Below are 14,355 nucleotides of genomic sequence, written 5' to 3'. Positions count from 1 at the left end.
AGCGCGCCGGGTCAGCCGCGACGGCTGGTGCGCATGGCACGGGTGACGGTGACCGCCGTTCCGTCCGTCGCGCGCCCGGCCGCCAGCTGCGCGTACTCGGCGGTGCCCACGGCGACCAGCGCGACCCGCCCGGTGGCGTCCGCGTGGATGCCCCAGCCGTACCGCTTGGCGAGGTCGCTCGACCGCAGGCAGGGCTGGCCCTTCGCGAAGAACTCCTGCCGCGCCGCCGCCCGGTCCTGCTCCGCGATGCCGCGCCGGTCCGCCCACACCGTGAAGATCACGTCGTCGGACGTGTGCCGGTACGGCCCCTCGCTGATCATGCGGAACGTGAGCTCCGCGACGCTCGGGGTGGCGCGGGCCGGCGGGACGGACGCGCCCGGCGCGGTGCTGTCCTCCGCGACCAGGATGAACGTGTTGACGTAGTCGGTGCTGTGCATGGCGTCATCCTGTCCCGGCGCGGCCCGGCGGTCTTGGAGTTCTGCGACACGGGCTGTCAACCTGGCGCCATGGCGACGACGTCCCGGCCGATCGACCCGGCCGACCGGTCCGGGGTGCTGCATCCGGGCAACCTGCCGCGCTACGCAGCGACCTTTCACGAGGCCGATGCCGGCATCGGCGCGGTGGTGGACCACTTCTGGACCGTGACGTGGCATCTGCCGTACGCCGAACGGATCTCGCAGCGGGTGATCACCGACCCGGCGGTGACCCTGACCGTCGAGACCGGCCACGTCCCCGCCGAACTGATCGTCACCGGCGTGCACCGCCGGACGTGGCGGCGGGAGATCACCGGCCGGGGAGCGGTGTTCGCCGTCCGGCTGCGCCCGGCCGGGCTCGCCGTGGTCAGCGACCTGACCCCGGCGGCCGTGGCGGACCGGACCCTGGCTGTCGTCCCCGCGCTGGACGCCCGGCTGTACGCCCTGATGCGGGCGGTCGCCGACGCGCCCGACGTCGCCTCCCGGATCACCCGGGCCACCGAGCTGATCAGCGCGATGGCCGCCGAACGGCCACCGACCCCACGGCAGCTGCTCGCCAACGACGTGGTGGCCGCGATCCAGCGCGACGAGCCGCTGCCACCCGGCGTCTCGGCCCGGACGGTGCAGCGGGCGCTGCGCGAGACGATCGGGCAGGGGCCGGCGTGGGTCCGGCGGTGGGTGCGCCTGCAGGAGGTCGCCCGGCAGTTCGCCGTCGACGGTGCGGCGGGCGCCGCGGACATCGCCGCCCGCCTCGGCTACACCGACCAGTCGCACCTGGTCAACGACTTCCGGTCCGCGGTGGGCACGACACCCGGCGAATACCTGAGAGAGCTGCGCCGGGCCTGACCGTCGCTCAGGCCCGGCTGGTGGCGGCGGCCGTTTGCGCCGGTTTGGCGCCCGGCTCGCCGCCACCGCCGGTGCCGGGGGACTGGATGCTCGACTTCAGCGAGTCGGTGTCCTGGCAGATCGTCTGCACCTTGAGGATGGCCGGGCTGACCTCGGCGGTCACCGCGGGCTCGTCGGCGGTGCCGGCGGCGGCCTCGGCGCGCAGGACCGCCGACTCCAGCACGTTGACCGCGCTGGTGATCAGGCTGCTCTGCGAGGTCTTGCCGGCGGCGACGATGTCCTTGCCGGTCGCCACGTCGAGGTCCCGGCCGTTCTCGCCGAGGGTCGCCTCACGGGCCAGGATGCAGGTGGTCCGGGTGCCGTCGTCCAGGCCGGGGGTGATGGCCGGTGCGGTCGGCGCGCCACCGGGTGCGGCGGCGATGTCGTTGGAGGCGCAGCCGAACAGCCCGAGAAGGGTGCACAGGAAGACGGCAGCGGTGGTGGATCTGCGCATGAGGCGGAAGGCTACCCATGTGCGCGTCGCGCCTGCCGCCCGGCAGGGTGTGGTGTGATCTGGGCCCGGCAGCTGCCGCTCACTGTCCGTGGCCCCTACGACCGCGCGGTCTCCGACCAGATGTCGTCGCCGACCGCGAACGAGAAGGCCGGCCCCGGACGGTCCGGCCGCCAGCCCCGCTGCTGGGCCTGCCGGATCACCGCCGCGACGATCGCCGGGACCACCGGCGCGGAGGCGGCGTGCAGCCAGTTGCTCGGGTGCGCGTTCGGCATCGTGGCGATCAGCACGGCGCCCCGCCGGTCCGCCCGCTCCACCGCGAACGACAGCGGTGACTGCGCCACGGCCTGCGCGTACGCCGGGCGCTTGCGGACCCGCCAGCGGTACGCCAGCCCGTCCACGGTGATCACCCGGGTGCCCTTCCTCACCAGAACCATGACCATCTACCTTCCCCCGGCCGGGCCGGCGCAACCCGGGCAGTGTTGCCGGCCACCGCGGCGGCGGCATGATCAGGGCATGAGCGAAGAATTCAGGATCGTCGCGGAGGGCTCGGTCCCGTCGCCGCCGGCGGACGCCGGCAAATTCGACGGGGGCGTCTGGCAGGCGGAGATTCTCACCCGGCAGCGGGCCGGCGGCATGCGGGGACACCGGTTCGCGTACGCCCCGGGCGCCCGTTCCCACTGGCACGTGCACTCCGGCGAGCAGGCCCTGGTCGTCGTCTCCGGCCGGGGCCTGGTGCAGTGGGAAGGCCTGGACGAGCCGCGCGAGCTGGCGGCGGGCGACTGGGTCCACGTGGCCCCGGGGGTGCCGCACTGGCACGGGGCGGCCCCGGACAGCGTCTTCGTCCACCTGGCCGTCACCGCCACCGGCGGGACGGAGTGGGGCGACCCGGTCGAGGGATGATGGGTGACGTGATGAAGCCGTTCCGGGTGCGGGTGCCGCGGGGAGACCTCACCGACCTGCGGCGCCGGCTGGCGCGGACCCGGTGGCCGGAACCGTCGCCGTCGCCCGGGCAGGGCATCGACCTCGAGGTGGTGCAGGACCTCTGCGGGTACTGGGCGGAGGGCTACCAGTGGCGGGCCGCGGAGGCGCGGCTCAACCGGTTCCCGCAATACCTGGTCACCGTCGACGGGCTGGACGTGCATGTGCTGCACGCCCGGTCGCGGCATCCCGGGGCGCTGCCGCTGGTGCTGACGCACGGGTGGCCGGGCTCGGTGCTGGAGTGGCTCCCACTGGTGGCGCCGCTCACCGATCCGCCCGATCCGGCGGACGCGTTCGACGTGGTGATCCCGTCGCTGCCCGGTTACGGCTTCAGCGGCAAGCCGGCGTCACCGGGCTGGGGCGTCACCCGGATCGCGGCGGCGTGGGCCGAGCTGATGGCTGCGCTCGGCCACGACCGGTACGGCGCGGCGGGCAGTGACTGGGGGACCAGCGTCTCCAGTGAGCTGGCGGTCGCCGACCCGGACCACGTGGCCGGGATCCACCTGGTTCCGCCGCTGGCCGGGCCGGATCCGGCGGGTGCGGACGAGCTCACCGATGCGGAGCGGGCGGCGCTCGACGAGATGGCGCGGCGGGGGCGTGACTCGTCGGCCTACTCGCAGGTGCACCGGACGGCGCCGCAGACCGTGGGGTACGGCCTGGTCGACTCGCCGGCCGGGCTGTGCGCGTGGATCGCCGAGAAGATGCTGGCCTGGAGTGACGTCGACCTCAACCACGACCGGATCCTCGACCAGGTCACCCTGTACTGGCTGACCGGGACGGCGGCGTCCGCGGCGCGCCTCTACGCGGAGAGCATCGACCAGGTGTCCGCCTGGATCGACGGCACCGAGGCCACCCCGGTGCCCACCCCGGCCGGCGCGTCGATCTTCCCGGCCGAGGTGCCGCGGCCGTCCCGGCGATGGGTGCAGCGGCGTTACCCGGACCTGCGGTACTGGGCCGAGCACGACCGCGGCGGCCACTTCCCGGCCCTCGAGGTGCCCGACCTCCTCGTCGACGACCTGCGCGAGTTCTTCCGGACGGTGCGCTGATCGGCCGGGATCACCGCGCCGGCGGGCGGTGCGGTGATCGGCCCGTGTCACCGCACCGGCGGGCGGTGCGGTGATCAGCCCTGCATCACGCCGCCGACCGGCACCATGATCCGGTATTCGCGGCCGTCGGGCAGCCGCACCACCGGGCGCAGGTCCCAGGCCGCCCGGGCATCCCGCAACGGCAGCCGGGTCATCGTCCCGGTCGCGGCGAGCCTCGGCTCACCCCGGAAGTCGAAACCGGCGAGGGTACGACCGGACGGCGCCATCACCACCGCGAACACCTCACCGGCCTCGGTGACGATCGCGGCGAAGAAGCCGGTGCCGCGGCCCAGCTCCCGGCAGACCGGGTCGTCGTCGTAACAGCCCGCGCCGTACGCGACGTAACTGGAGACCTGCCGGAACGGCCCGCCGCCGGAGCGGAACCAGACCGACACCACCTCCATGCCTAGGCCGCGGTCCACCTCGCCGGCCTGCTCGCGCAGCAGCACGACCTCGGCGGCGCCGTGCGAGGTGGCCAGCACCACGTCGGCCGCCCGGCCGTGCTGCGCGGTGAACTCCCGCACGATCGGGTTCGCCACCACCGGGGCGGGCTGCGGGGCCGTGCTCCGGGCGTACCACAGCGGGAGAAGCATGAGCAGTACCAAGGCCGCGCCGGCGGCAGAAAGCCGGCGCCGTCGCAGGGAGCGTCCTCTCTTCTCGGCCCGCGCGGCGAAGCCGTCGGGAAGGGCGCCGTCGCCGGCCGCCCGGTCCAGCAGGGCGGTGATCTCCTCGTCGTTCATCGCACCCCTTCCGCGGTGCTCAGCAGGTCCCGCAGACGGGCGAGCCCGCGCGACGCCTGGCTCTTCACCGAGCCGAGCGAGACGCCCAGCTCGTCGGCGGTCTCCTGCTCGGTGAGACTCATCCAGTAGCGGAGCACGACCACCGCGCGCATCCGGGCCGGCAGCTGCCGCAACGCCGCCAGCACCACCTGCCGGTCGTGCACCTCGCGGTAGGCGTCCGCCGCCTCGGGGTCGTGCGAGCCGCTGACCCGGCGGGCCGACCACGGCGACCGCCACCAGCTGGTCTGCAGGTTGACCATGACGCGGCGCGCGTACGCCTCCGGGTGGGCGGCACGCAGCCGGCCCCAGCGCACGTAGACGCGCGCCAACGCCTCCTGCGTCAGATCCTCGGCCTGCACCGGGTCGCCGCACAGCAGCACCCCGAACCGCATCAGCCGGGGACCGCTCGCCACGGCGAACGCCGTGAAGTCGTCCTCACTCAATTCGGCCTCCCCACTCCCGCGTGGTGAACGCGGCAGGGGACCGGAAGGTTGAGTCCCGCCGCCGCGAAGTTCCAGCATCGTCGGCGCACGCCAGGCGTCTCCCCGGTGGCGACGTAGGCTTCTTCGTCGTGACGGCGAGTCGGGATGGTGGAACGGCGGCGGTGCTGCTGGTGTTCGGGCGCGGCGTCCGGTGGACCGGCGCGGGCTGGGAGCTGACGGCGCCGGGCCTGGAGCGGGTGCGCGCCGCCCAGCGCTACGTCGCCGCGGCCGCCGGGCCGCACCGGCCGCGAGTGATCTTCACGGGTGGGTGGGCCGAAGCCAGCCTCGGCGCCGACCGGCCACCCGAGGGGGCCCGGGAAGGCGATCTCATGCTGCGGGCCGCGCGGCTCGCCGGCCTCGACACCCACGCCGACCTGTACGCCGAGACCCGGTCCCGCAGCACGCTGGAGAACCTGCTGCACACCGTCGAGGACCGGTTGCTGAGCGGGTACGCGTTCGACGCGCGGCGGCCACTCGGCCTGGTCACCCACGACTGGCACCTACCGCGGGTGCGTTTCCTCGCCGGGAAGGTGCTCGGACTGCGCGGCCCCGCTCTGCTGGACATCCCGGCCCGCGACGGGGAGCAACACGACGACCGGAGGGCACTGTTCGCCGCTCGGCTCGGGTTCCTCGGCGCCCGGCGGCCCGAAGTCCTGCTGCGCAGAGAACGCCGAATGGTGGGTTTCCTGCGCGACGCGGAGCAAAGGGGGTACCGGCGCCGCGCGGCGGGGTAACAGCCCTCGCAACATCAGCAACACCGAAGGAGATGATGTGAGCGCGGTCATCCTGCTGCCCGTCCACCGGCCCGGGGAACACTTCGTCTCATTGATCGGCGACCTGCTGCGCGACGGCCGGGACCCGGCGACCGTGGTGGTGGTGGACGACGGTAGTGGGCCGGGCGCCGACGCCGTCATGGCGATCGCCCGGGACCGCGGCTGCACGGTGCTGCGGTACCCGGACAACCGGGGCAAGGGCGCGGCGCTCAAGATCGGCTTCCGGCACGCGATCACCGCACACCCCGGCCTCGACGTGGTCACCGCGGACAGCGACGGCCAGCACGCGGTCGCCGACATCCACGCCGTGGCCGAGCGCACCGGCCGGGGGCTGACGGTGCTCGGCGTACGCCGGTTCGACCGGATGCCACCGCGCAGCCGGCTCGGCAACCACGTCGTCCAGCGGCTGTTCCAGGCGGTCACCGGCCGGACCGTGTCGGACACCCAGACCGGCCTGCGGGCCTATCCCGCCGCGCTGCTGGAACGCCTCTGCGCGGTACCCGGCGAACGCTTCGACTACGAGATGAACGCGCTCGTCGTGGTGGCGGGCAGCGGCTGCGGGCTGGCCGAGGTCCCCATCGCGACCACCTATCTCGACGGCAACTCCGGCTCCCACTTCCGCGGCATCGCGGACTCCGCGCGGGTGCTCAGCACCCTGATGCGGCACGCCGTCAGCGCGCCGGCGGCCACCGTCCGCCGATGAACACCGACCCGACGATGGCCCGCGTCAACGAAGGGGTGGCGCTGCACCACCACCGGGGCCGGCGGGACGACGCCCGCGACCTGTTCACGCGGATCTGGGCGGACATCGGCGGGGAACGGGGCGACCCGCTGCACGTCTGCGTGCTCGCCCACGCGATGGCCGACGTGCAGGACGACGTCCACGACGAGCTGCTCTGGGACCAGCGTGCGCTGGCGGCGGCCGGGCTGCTCGCCGACGACCGGCTGGCGCAGGCCGGGGTCACCCTGCCGGTGGCCGGCCTCTATCCGTCGCTGCACCTGAACCTGGGCGACTGCTACCGCAGGCTTGGCGACCTCGACCGGGCCCGCGCGCACCTGCGGCAGGCCGAGGCGGGGATGGGCGCGCTCGGCGACGACGACTACGGCAGGCTGATCCGCGACGGCCTGGAGCGCCTGACACGGCAACTGTCCGACGGCTGATCTCCCTCGACCCGGCCGGTGGCTCGGCCGCTCCACCCGGCCGGTGGCTGATCTCCGCGATCTGCCCGGTGTCTTGTTTCCCTCGACCCGGCCGGTGGCGTGCCGATGATCCAGCCGTGATCGAACAGGCCGACCGCTTCACGCTGACAACCGGCCCGGACGGGCGGGTGCTGCTCACCCTGGCGCTGCGGCGCCGCCCCGGCGCCGGAGCCGACGGATTCGCACGCGCCCAGCGTTACTGGGCGTGCGCTCCGGGCGGCGCGCAGCCCCGGTGGCTGGCGCTCACCGGCGAGGACGCGCGCGAGGCGGCGGCGGCGCACGCCACCGCGACGGCATATCTGCCGGGGGTCTCCTGCTCCGGGTGCGGCGACCGGCAGTGGAAGCCGGTGAACCGCGGGGCGGTGACCGGCTACGTCCTGGCCGGCATCACCGGTGGCTGCCTGACCTGCCAGAAGGTCACGCCACCCGTCGCACCGGCCCCCACCGGCCACGCGTCGGCGCCCGGACAGTTTGCGTCCGGGCAGCCGACGCCCGGACAGTTCGCCCCCGGGCAGCCCGCGCCCGCACAGTTCGCTCCCGCCCATTTCGCTCCCGCGCAGTGGGCCGAGACGCGCAGCCTGCCAGCGGTGACGGTGCGGGTGGACGGAACGGCTGCGGCCCTGCTGTGGAGCGCCACCGGCGGCGACCCGCAGGCGATGTCCACGGCGGTGACCGACCTGATCTGCCGCAACTTCGGCATCCGCCGCGCGGGCGCCGACCTCCACTGACCCTGCCGACCCCGGGTCATGCGAAGACCGGCCGAGCCCCGCAGGAGGCTGGCGCTCATCCACGTGATCAAGGCGCCGTTGCGTGGACGGTCGCCAGCCGGCTGGCATCCACACCGTTTCCCGGGCCAAGGATCATGCGTGGGCGGCGGCCGAGCCGACCCGCGGAGCCTCGCGCGAGTGGCAGTGGTGGCGACGGGTGGCCGTGGCGGCGGCACGCGGCAGTGGCGGCGTGCGGTGGCGGCGGGCGGCGGTCGCGGCGGCCCGCAGCGGTGGTGAGGGTGGCGGCGGTGCGGCGGGTGGGTGGCCGGTCGAGGCGGCGCCGGTGTGTGCGTACAAGGGGAAGGGCTTTGAAGGCCGTCGCCCGGTCTTGGCCGGCGGTCGTGGATCGACTATGCAGGTCCGGTGCGACCGACTTCGTATTTCGTCTGCGCCACGCCGCGCACCGGCAGCTCGCTGCTGCTCGGGCTGCTCGGATCCACCGGGGTGTGCGGGCACCCGCAGTCCTATTTCCGTGACCCGGACGAGCCGCTCTGGGCCGCGCGATGGCAACTGCCCGCCAACCGCACCCGCAGCGACTTCCTGCGCGCCGCGATCACCCATGGCAGCACACCCAACGGTGTGTTCGGCGCGAAGGTCATGTGGGGTGACCAGGAGAAGATCGCCGAGATCTCGGTGGGCGCCCTGTTCGTCCACCTGTTCCGTGCGGACGTCGTGGCGCAGGCGGTCTCCTGGGCGCGCGCCGAGCAGACGGGGAAGTGGTTCGAGGGCGGGAGCGGTGAGATCAGCGGCGCCGAGGTGACCGGGCGTGCGCCGCACTTCGACGCCGAGCGGATCCGTGCGCTGATCGCCACGATCGAGGAGCACCAGGCCGGCTGGCGGGCCTGGTTCGCCCGGCGGGGGATCGAGCTTCTCACGATCAGTTACGAGGAGCTGACGACGGACATGTCAGGTGCTGTCCGTCGGATCGCCGGGCGGCTCGGGGTCGACGTCGTGACCGTTCCGGAGCCGCGGCACCGCCGTCAGGCCGACCACCTCACCCAGGAGTGGATCAGGCGGTATCAGGCGGCTTCCATCGCCGGCTCGTAACTGCGCCAGCAGTTCTTCCCGTGGTGCTTGGCGGCGTACATCGCGACGTCCGCCGCGCGCAGCAGCGACTCCGCGTCCGCGCCGCCGTCCGCGCCGGCCACCCCGATGCTGGCGTGGGCGCGCACCTCGTCCCCACCGATCATGATCGGTGTCCTCATCGTCTCCAGGATGCGCTGGGCGGTCTGCTCGGCGGACGCGGGCCCGCTGTCGCGCAGCAGCACCGCGAACTCGTCGCCGCCCAGCCGGGCGACCAGGTCGCCGGGGCGGACCGACGCCCGCAGGTGGTCGGCGACGCCGGCCAGCAGGGCGTCGCCGGCCGCGTGGCCCAGCGTGTCGTTCACCGCCTTGAACCCGTCCAGGTCGATGAGCAGCAGCGACACGGCGCCGGTCCGGTCCGGGGCGAGGGCCTCGGCGAGCTGCTCGTGGAAGTACGTGCGGTTCGCCAGCTCGGTCAGCCCGTCGTAGTGCGCCTGGTGCCGCAGCCGGGTCTCGTGTTCGCGCAGTTCGGCCAGGGTCTCGTCGAGCTCCTGGATGAGCCGGGTGTTGTCGTGGAAGGCGACCAGCTGGCGGGCCGCGACCAGTGCCACGATCACGCCGAGGCCGACCAGGACGCCCCATACCCGGATCGGCTCGCCGGCCAGGCCGTCGCGCAGCACCGCGATCATCGAGGCGAAGCCGACCGCGATCGACCCGTACGGCAGCAGGCTGTACCGCTTGCGCCGCCGGGAGCCGAACGCGGACTGGTCGAAGCCGGCGATGATCTCCTGGGTCCGGGGACCGGCCGCGATCAGCATCGACGGCAGCAGCCGGAGCGCGAAGACGTACGCGGGCAGTGCGGTGGTTGCCTCGTTGCCGGCGCTGAAGAAGCCGATGCCGTTCACGATCGCCGAGGCGATCATCGGGAAGGCCGCGGCCTTGTGCATCGGCGCGTTGCCGCTGAGGATCAGCTTCACCGAGGCGAAGGCGGCGGTGAGGATCACGGCGCCGGCGGCGACGATGGGCACCAGGTTGTCGGAGGAGACGGTGCCCGGGTCGCTGGTGAAGCACCAGGCCACCACCGCGCCACCGACGAGCACGGTGGCCGAGTCGAGCCAGAACGCCAGCCGCTCGCGTTTGGTGCGGTGCGGGTGCGGGTGGATCAGCATGAACGTGACGATCAGCATCAGGCCGACGCCGAAGCAGACGCTCTGCACCGTGCCGCCGGCGGTGGACGTCTGCCCCTCGCTGAACATCGAGATGATCGCCTGGGTGGTGTCGCCGACCACGAACAGCGTCCCGGCGATCGTCAGCATGCGCCAGAACCGGCGGATCGCGCCGGTGGCGATCCGGGCGACCTGCCAGGAGGAGTACGCGAGCAGCGCGTCCAGCGGCACCTGAAAGAGCCAGAACGTCTTCACCTGGGCGTTCGGGTGCCCGTGCAGGGCCAGCAGCAGTCCCATGCCGATGACGGTCCACCACACGGCCGCGTTCAGCAGCGGGTCACGGCGGATCACCGGCGCGACATTGTCCCGCCCAGGCACAGCCATCACCCACGCTCTCGCTTCGTCGTCAGCTGCCGACTTCCGTCAGCAGCCACCGAAGGAAGTGATCGGCGCGTGCGGGGCGCGCATGAGGATTCCGGCCATGTGTACGCCCGTACACATGGTGTGTACGATCGTACGCATGTCCACCGCTGTCCGCACCGCCCCGCCTCGCCAGGCACGGCTCGCCCGAGCCGCCGTCGCCGCGGTCTTCCTCACCAACGGGGCGCTCTACGCCAACGTCGTACCCCGCTTTCCCGAGCTCAAAGCCGAGCTCGGCCTGTCCAACACGGCTCTCGGGGCAGCCATCGCCGCGATGCCCGCAGGCGCGTTGCTGGCCGGCCTGCTCGCCGCCGCCGCGATCCAGCGGTTCCGCTCCTCCCGCGTCGCCTCGTTCGGCATCGTGTTGCTCGCCGCCGCCCTGTTCTGTGCGGCGTTCGTGCCCAACGGCTTCGGCCTGGCCGTCGTCCTGTTCGCGGCCGGCGCCCTCGACGCGGTCATCGACGTGGCGCAGAACGCACACGGCCTGCGCGTCCAGCGCCGGTACGGCCGCTCGATCGTCAACTCGTTCCACGGCCTGTGGAGCGTCGGCGCGGTCCTCGGCGGCCTGATGGGCTCCGCCGCGGCCGGCCTCGACCTCGCGCTGCCGCTGCATCTCGGCATCTCCGGGGTGCTGTTCAGCCTGGTCGCGCTGGTCGCCTTCCGCTTCATGCTGCCCGGCCCCGACGGCGCCACCGAACCCGCACCGGCCACCGGCGCAGCCCCGAAGCGGTCCTGGGCGGGCCCTGCCGTCCGGATGCTGGCTGTGCTCGGCGTCCTCGCGGCCTGCGGCGCCCTGGTCGAGGACGCCGGCGCCTCCTGGGGTGCGATCTACCTGCGCGACGAGCTGCTCACCGGCGCCGCCGCGGCCGGCCTGGCCTTCGTCGCCCTCCAGGTGGCGATGACCGCCGGCCGGCTGACCGGCGACCGCGCGGTGGACCGCTTCGGCCAGCGCGCCGTCGTGCGCGCCGGCGGCCTCCTCGCCGCCGCCGGCATGGGTGTCGCCCTGGCGTTCCCCTCGCTGTGGACCACCCTGCTCGGGTTCGCGCTGGCCGGCCTCGGCACCGCGACGCTGGTCCCGGCCGCCATGCACACCGCCGACGAGCTGCCCGGGCTGCCGGCGGGCGTCGGCCTGACGGTGGTCAGCTGGCTGCTGCGCGTCGGCTTCCTGCTGTCACCGCCGCTGGTCGGCTTCGTCGCCGACCTGACCAGCCTGCGGATCGGCCTGTTCACGGTGGTCGTCGCGGGGGTGGTGACGGTGGTCTGCGCCCGCGTCCTGGTCGACCGCACCCCACCCGCCCACTAGAAGTCGGCTGCCCCGGCACGGCCGTGCCGGGGCAGCCGCCCACGGCAGAATGTGGTCATGGCGAAAGCGATGAGCGAAGCGGAGTGGCGGGCTTTCCTCAGCCACGGCACCCGCACCGGCAAACTGGCCACCACCCGCGCCGACGGCTCACCCCACGTGGTCCCCATCTGGTTCGTCCTCGACGGCGACGACCTGGTCTTCAACACCGGCGCCTCCTCGGTGAAAGGCCGCAACCTGGCCCGCGACCCGAGAGCAGCGGTGTGCGTCGACGAGGAGGCGGCGCCCTACGCCTACGTCATGGTCCGCGGCAGCGTCACCCTCAGCGACGACCTCGACGGCATGCGCGCCTGGTCGGCCCGGATCGGCGCCCGTTACATGGGCGAGGACCGCGCCGCCGAGTTCGGCGCCCGCAACGCGGTCGCCGGCGAGCTTCTCGTGCGCTTGCGCATGGAGCGCGTGTCCGGCTACGTCGGGGTCGCTGACTGACGACACCGATGTCGTACGCGTGGACCACCGTCCCCAACCGCACCAATGTCGTCCCGCAGGCACCACGCGATCTCACTGCGACGCCGGCTCGTCGCGCGCCCGCCGGGCTGACCTGCCGGGTCAAGGCCGCCCGGTCCCGCCGGCCGCCCGGTCCGTCGGGCTGCCCGGTCAGGGGCGCGATTGCCAGTCGGCGCGGGTGATCTCGTATTCGACCTCGCCCTCCTCGGCGCCCTCCAGGGGCTCGTCCCAGGGCATCGTGAACGTGCGGACATAGCGCATCCCCACCGCCTTCATCACCGCCCGCGACCCGGCGTTGACCGCCATCGTCTGAGCGATCACCCGCTCCTGCCCGGCCTCCTCGAAGGCGTACCGCAACAGCTCCCGCGACGCCTCACTGGCCAGCCCCTGCCGCCAGAACCGGCGCCGCAGCCGGTAGCCCAACTCGGCGGTGCCCGGCAGCGGCTGCTTCGCCGGGTCGAAGGCCGGCGGGAGCATCATCAGCCCGACGAACTCGCCCGACTCCGTGGACCCGAGGAACGCCGCCCAGAATCCCAGCCCGTCGACCAACCGGCCCTCGCCCATCCGCTCGGCGTGCGCCCGTTCCACCTCGTCGCGCGGCCGCGCCCGGCCGAACAGGTAACGCAGCACCTCGGGGTCGGAGTCCAGCTCCACCTCCCACTCGAGGTGGCGGTCGGCGAGCGGGACGAGCAGCATGCGGGACGTCCGCAGAACCGGTTGGGGCATGCGCACCACCCTCACACAGCGCACCCCGGCGCCGCGACCGAGAAAGGCCGCTTGCATCGATCCTGATACTCGGGGTCATGGCACCCGTCGTGAGCCGTCCCACCCACAGCCTGATGCGCGTGCTGGCTCGTGCCTACCGGCGGGCGATGCGGGCCGGCGCCCCGGTCGTCGGCGCGGACCTGCTGCTCTACTACACCGCGCTGCCGACCGCCTTCCCCAGGATGGAAGCGCCCTTCTTCTGGGAGTGGGACTTCCGGGCCGTCCGCCGGGGCGGGCGCGGCGCCGTCGACCCGCCTCCGCCGCCGCGGCTGATCCCGGTGCCCGGGCTGGACGCCGAGGTCGAGTTCGAGACCGACATGCTGCTGCGCCTGGCGATCCACACCGCGCTGCTGGAGCACAGCGTGTTCCGGGTCCGCCCGGCCCGGTCGCGCCCGGAGTTCAGCCCGGCCGCCCGGCACGCCGTCTACGAGGCGATCCACGAGGCCAGCCGGGACGGCCGGCCGACCGTGAACACCCGGCATCTGCTGGTGGCGGTGCTGGCACTCGGCCCCGGACCGGCGGCCGACCTGGCCCGCACGTGGGCGGTCGACGACCTCGGCCTGCTCCCGGCGCTGCTCCGGACCGACCCGCGGTACCGTGACGACGGCGCGCCCGCGCATCCCGCGGTGCAGCACCTCCAGGCGTTCCGGATCGTCCCCGGGACGAGGGACCCGCGGGACGAGCCGCTGCACGGGCTCCTGGACTTCGTGCTGCGCCGGACGGATTCCTGGCAGCGACGCCGGTACGACCGCTGGGGCGCCGTCTACGGCCATCCGCTCCTGCTGGACGTCGAGGCCGAGGCGCGCAGTCACGCGGCCCGCCTCGGGCGCGGTCACGTCACCTCGGCGGACGTCCTGCTGGCGATCCTCGACGCGCACGAACAGTGGCAGGCGGCCGGGATCACGCTGCCCGGGCCGCTGGACCGCTACAACGAGGCGGGCGAGATCCTCCAGCGGCACGGCGTGCGCCACCGCGAGGCGCTGTGGGCCGCGATCGACCTGCCCACCCACGACGAGGGCGACCTCACCGGCATCCCGGCGCGGGGCTGGCCGAGGAACCGGCTGGTGCGGTCGGTGCCGTTCGGTCGTACCGCCCTGATCGCCCTGAGATCAGCCAGCCACGCGGCGCGGCGGGCCCGCCATCCGTTCGCCGGCACCACCCACGTCCTGGTCGCCGCCCTGGCCGACGCCCGCGGCCCGGCCGCGTTCCTCCTGATCCGTCTCGGCGTAGATCCCGCACAGGTCCGAGCCGAGGCCACGGCCCGCCTCGAAGCAGCCAACCCCCGTTCGAGTGTGTGA

Annotated in this window: 18 protein-coding genes; 11 read left to right on the top strand and 7 right to left on the bottom strand. The window is 73.7% G+C overall.

Going from position 1 to position 14,355, the window contains the following annotated elements:
• Positions 1 to 11: 11 nt before the first annotated feature.
• Positions 12 to 437 (bottom strand): DUF6157 family protein, encoded by a 426-nt coding sequence (locus AC0NH5_RS08805; protein ID WP_474401752.1) that lies wholly within the window; start codon positions 435 to 437, stop codon positions 12 to 14.
• Positions 438 to 506: 69 nt separating this feature from the next.
• Between AC0NH5_RS08805 and AC0NH5_RS08800 the strand changes: the two genes are divergently transcribed.
• The gene (locus AC0NH5_RS08800) at positions 507 to 1,319 is read left to right on the top strand and encodes a helix-turn-helix domain-containing protein (RefSeq protein ID WP_474401751.1); all 813 of its coding nucleotides are present in this window, start codon (positions 507 to 509) and stop codon (positions 1,317 to 1,319) included.
• A 7-nt stretch (positions 1,320 to 1,326) separates the two neighbouring features.
• Here AC0NH5_RS08800 and AC0NH5_RS08795 read toward each other — a convergent pair whose 3' ends face one another.
• Together AC0NH5_RS08795 and AC0NH5_RS08790 are read right to left on the bottom strand one after the other, a co-directional pair.
• Positions 1,327 to 1,812, bottom strand: coding sequence for a hypothetical protein (locus AC0NH5_RS08795; RefSeq protein ID WP_474401749.1), 486 nt, complete (start codon positions 1,810 to 1,812; stop codon positions 1,327 to 1,329).
• Between the two features lie 95 nt (positions 1,813 to 1,907).
• On the bottom strand, positions 1,908 to 2,246 hold the full coding sequence (locus tag AC0NH5_RS08790) for a hypothetical protein (RefSeq protein ID WP_474401747.1): 339 nt from the start codon (positions 2,244 to 2,246) through the stop codon (positions 1,908 to 1,910).
• A 79-nt stretch (positions 2,247 to 2,325) separates the two neighbouring features.
• Here AC0NH5_RS08790 and AC0NH5_RS08785 point away from each other — a divergent pair, with 79 nt between their 5' ends.
• Together AC0NH5_RS08785 and AC0NH5_RS08780 are read left to right on the top strand one after the other, a co-directional pair.
• On the top strand, positions 2,326 to 2,712 hold the full coding sequence (locus AC0NH5_RS08785) for a cupin domain-containing protein (RefSeq protein WP_474401745.1): 387 nt from the start codon (positions 2,326 to 2,328) through the stop codon (positions 2,710 to 2,712).
• An 11-nt stretch (positions 2,713 to 2,723) separates the two neighbouring features.
• Positions 2,724 to 3,836, top strand: coding sequence for an epoxide hydrolase family protein (locus AC0NH5_RS08780; RefSeq protein ID WP_474402378.1), 1,113 nt, complete (start codon positions 2,724 to 2,726; stop codon positions 3,834 to 3,836).
• Between the two features lie 74 nt (positions 3,837 to 3,910).
• Here the strand turns inward: AC0NH5_RS08780 and AC0NH5_RS08775 are convergent, their stop codons facing one another.
• Together AC0NH5_RS08775 and AC0NH5_RS08770 are read right to left on the bottom strand one after the other, a co-directional pair.
• A complete protein-coding gene (locus AC0NH5_RS08775; protein WP_474401743.1) occupies positions 3,911 to 4,615 on the bottom strand; it encodes a hypothetical protein in 705 nt (234 codons plus the stop codon).
• On the bottom strand, positions 4,612 to 5,097 hold the full coding sequence (locus AC0NH5_RS08770) for a SigE family RNA polymerase sigma factor (RefSeq protein WP_474401742.1): 486 nt from the start codon (positions 5,095 to 5,097) through the stop codon (positions 4,612 to 4,614). The genes AC0NH5_RS08775 and AC0NH5_RS08770 overlap by 4 nt, the downstream gene beginning before the upstream one ends.
• A gap of 128 nt (positions 5,098 to 5,225) precedes the next feature.
• Between AC0NH5_RS08770 and AC0NH5_RS08765 the strand changes: the two genes are divergently transcribed.
• The 5 genes from AC0NH5_RS08765 (at position 5,226) to AC0NH5_RS08745 (ending at position 8,923) form a co-directional block, all read left to right on the top strand.
• Positions 5,226 to 5,870: a YdcF family protein gene (locus tag AC0NH5_RS08765; RefSeq protein WP_474401740.1), complete on the top strand. Its 645-nt coding sequence runs from the start codon at positions 5,226 to 5,228 to the stop codon at positions 5,868 to 5,870.
• 37 nt (positions 5,871 to 5,907) lie between these two features.
• Complete coding sequence (locus AC0NH5_RS08760; protein WP_474401738.1) at positions 5,908 to 6,612, top strand: glycosyltransferase family 2 protein; 705 nt, start codon at positions 5,908 to 5,910, stop codon at positions 6,610 to 6,612.
• Positions 6,609 to 7,070 carry a tetratricopeptide repeat protein gene (locus tag AC0NH5_RS08755; protein WP_474401736.1) on the top strand — a complete coding sequence of 154 codons (462 nt, stop codon included), beginning with the start codon at positions 6,609 to 6,611 and terminating at the stop codon, positions 7,068 to 7,070. Before AC0NH5_RS08760 ends, AC0NH5_RS08755 begins: the two co-directional genes overlap by 4 nt.
• A 116-nt stretch (positions 7,071 to 7,186) precedes the next feature.
• Positions 7,187 to 7,837, top strand: a complete 651-nt coding sequence (locus AC0NH5_RS08750) for a hypothetical protein (protein WP_474401734.1) — start codon at positions 7,187 to 7,189, stop codon at positions 7,835 to 7,837.
• 402 nt (positions 7,838 to 8,239) lie between these two features.
• A complete protein-coding gene (locus AC0NH5_RS08745) occupies positions 8,240 to 8,923 on the top strand; it encodes a Stf0 family sulfotransferase (protein WP_474401732.1) in 684 nt (227 codons plus the stop codon).
• Here AC0NH5_RS08745 and AC0NH5_RS08740 read toward each other — a convergent pair.
• Positions 8,896 to 10,416: a diguanylate cyclase domain-containing protein gene (locus AC0NH5_RS08740; RefSeq protein WP_474401730.1), complete on the bottom strand. Its 1,521-nt coding sequence runs from the start codon at positions 10,414 to 10,416 to the stop codon at positions 8,896 to 8,898. The two genes, AC0NH5_RS08745 and AC0NH5_RS08740, sit on opposite strands and share 28 nt — an antisense overlap.
• 169 nt (positions 10,417 to 10,585) lie before the next feature.
• On the opposite strand from AC0NH5_RS08740, the gene AC0NH5_RS08735 reads away from it, so the two are divergent.
• Together AC0NH5_RS08735 and AC0NH5_RS08730 are read left to right on the top strand one after the other, a co-directional pair.
• Positions 10,586 to 11,788 carry an MFS transporter gene (locus tag AC0NH5_RS08735; RefSeq protein ID WP_474401728.1) on the top strand — a complete coding sequence of 401 codons (1,203 nt, stop codon included), beginning with the start codon at positions 10,586 to 10,588 and terminating at the stop codon, positions 11,786 to 11,788.
• Positions 11,789 to 11,845: 57 nt separating this feature from the next.
• A complete protein-coding gene (locus AC0NH5_RS08730) occupies positions 11,846 to 12,274 on the top strand; it encodes a PPOX class F420-dependent oxidoreductase (protein ID WP_474401726.1) in 429 nt (142 codons plus the stop codon).
• Positions 12,275 to 12,442: 168 nt separating this feature from the next.
• Here the strand turns inward: AC0NH5_RS08730 and AC0NH5_RS08725 are convergent, their stop codons facing one another.
• Positions 12,443 to 13,018: a GNAT family N-acetyltransferase gene (locus AC0NH5_RS08725; protein WP_474401724.1), complete on the bottom strand. Its 576-nt coding sequence runs from the start codon at positions 13,016 to 13,018 to the stop codon at positions 12,443 to 12,445.
• Between the two features lie 77 nt (positions 13,019 to 13,095).
• Here AC0NH5_RS08725 and AC0NH5_RS08720 point away from each other — a divergent pair, with 77 nt between their 5' ends.
• Entirely contained in the window at positions 13,096 to 14,355 is a 1,260-nt protein-coding gene (locus AC0NH5_RS08720) for a Clp protease N-terminal domain-containing protein (protein ID WP_474401723.1), read from the top strand.

Source organism: Actinoplanes sp. 13 (assembly GCF_056134165.1).
This window is presented reverse-complemented; position numbering and strand designations above follow the sequence as displayed.

What these genes read in the sequence shown, in the direction of transcription:
- AC0NH5_RS08805 (WP_474401752.1), bottom strand. Translation starts at nt 437, where the DNA reads ATGCACAGCACCGACTACGTCAACACGTTCATCCTGGTCGCGGAGGAC.
- AC0NH5_RS08800 (WP_474401751.1), top strand. Translation starts at nt 507, where the DNA reads ATGGCGACGACGTCCCGGCCGATCGACCCGGCCGACCGGTCCGGGGTG.
- AC0NH5_RS08795 (WP_474401749.1), bottom strand. Translation starts at nt 1,812, where the DNA reads ATGCGCAGATCCACCACCGCTGCCGTCTTCCTGTGCACCCTTCTCGGG.
- AC0NH5_RS08790 (WP_474401747.1), bottom strand. Translation starts at nt 2,246, where the DNA reads ATGGTTCTGGTGAGGAAGGGCACCCGGGTGATCACCGTGGACGGGCTG.
- AC0NH5_RS08785 (WP_474401745.1), top strand. Translation starts at nt 2,326, where the DNA reads ATGAGCGAAGAATTCAGGATCGTCGCGGAGGGCTCGGTCCCGTCGCCG.
- AC0NH5_RS08780 (WP_474402378.1), top strand. Translation starts at nt 2,724, where the DNA reads ATGAAGCCGTTCCGGGTGCGGGTGCCGCGGGGAGACCTCACCGACCTG.
- AC0NH5_RS08775 (WP_474401743.1), bottom strand. Translation starts at nt 4,615, where the DNA reads ATGAACGACGAGGAGATCACCGCCCTGCTGGACCGGGCGGCCGGCGAC.
- AC0NH5_RS08755 (WP_474401736.1), top strand. Translation starts at nt 6,609, where the DNA reads ATGAACACCGACCCGACGATGGCCCGCGTCAACGAAGGGGTGGCGCTG.
- AC0NH5_RS08735 (WP_474401728.1), top strand. Translation starts at nt 10,586, where the DNA reads ATGTCCACCGCTGTCCGCACCGCCCCGCCTCGCCAGGCACGGCTCGCC.
- AC0NH5_RS08730 (WP_474401726.1), top strand. Translation starts at nt 11,846, where the DNA reads ATGGCGAAAGCGATGAGCGAAGCGGAGTGGCGGGCTTTCCTCAGCCAC.
- AC0NH5_RS08725 (WP_474401724.1), bottom strand. Translation starts at nt 13,018, where the DNA reads ATGCCCCAACCGGTTCTGCGGACGTCCCGCATGCTGCTCGTCCCGCTC.
- AC0NH5_RS08720 (WP_474401723.1), top strand. Translation starts at nt 13,096, where the DNA reads ATGGCACCCGTCGTGAGCCGTCCCACCCACAGCCTGATGCGCGTGCTG.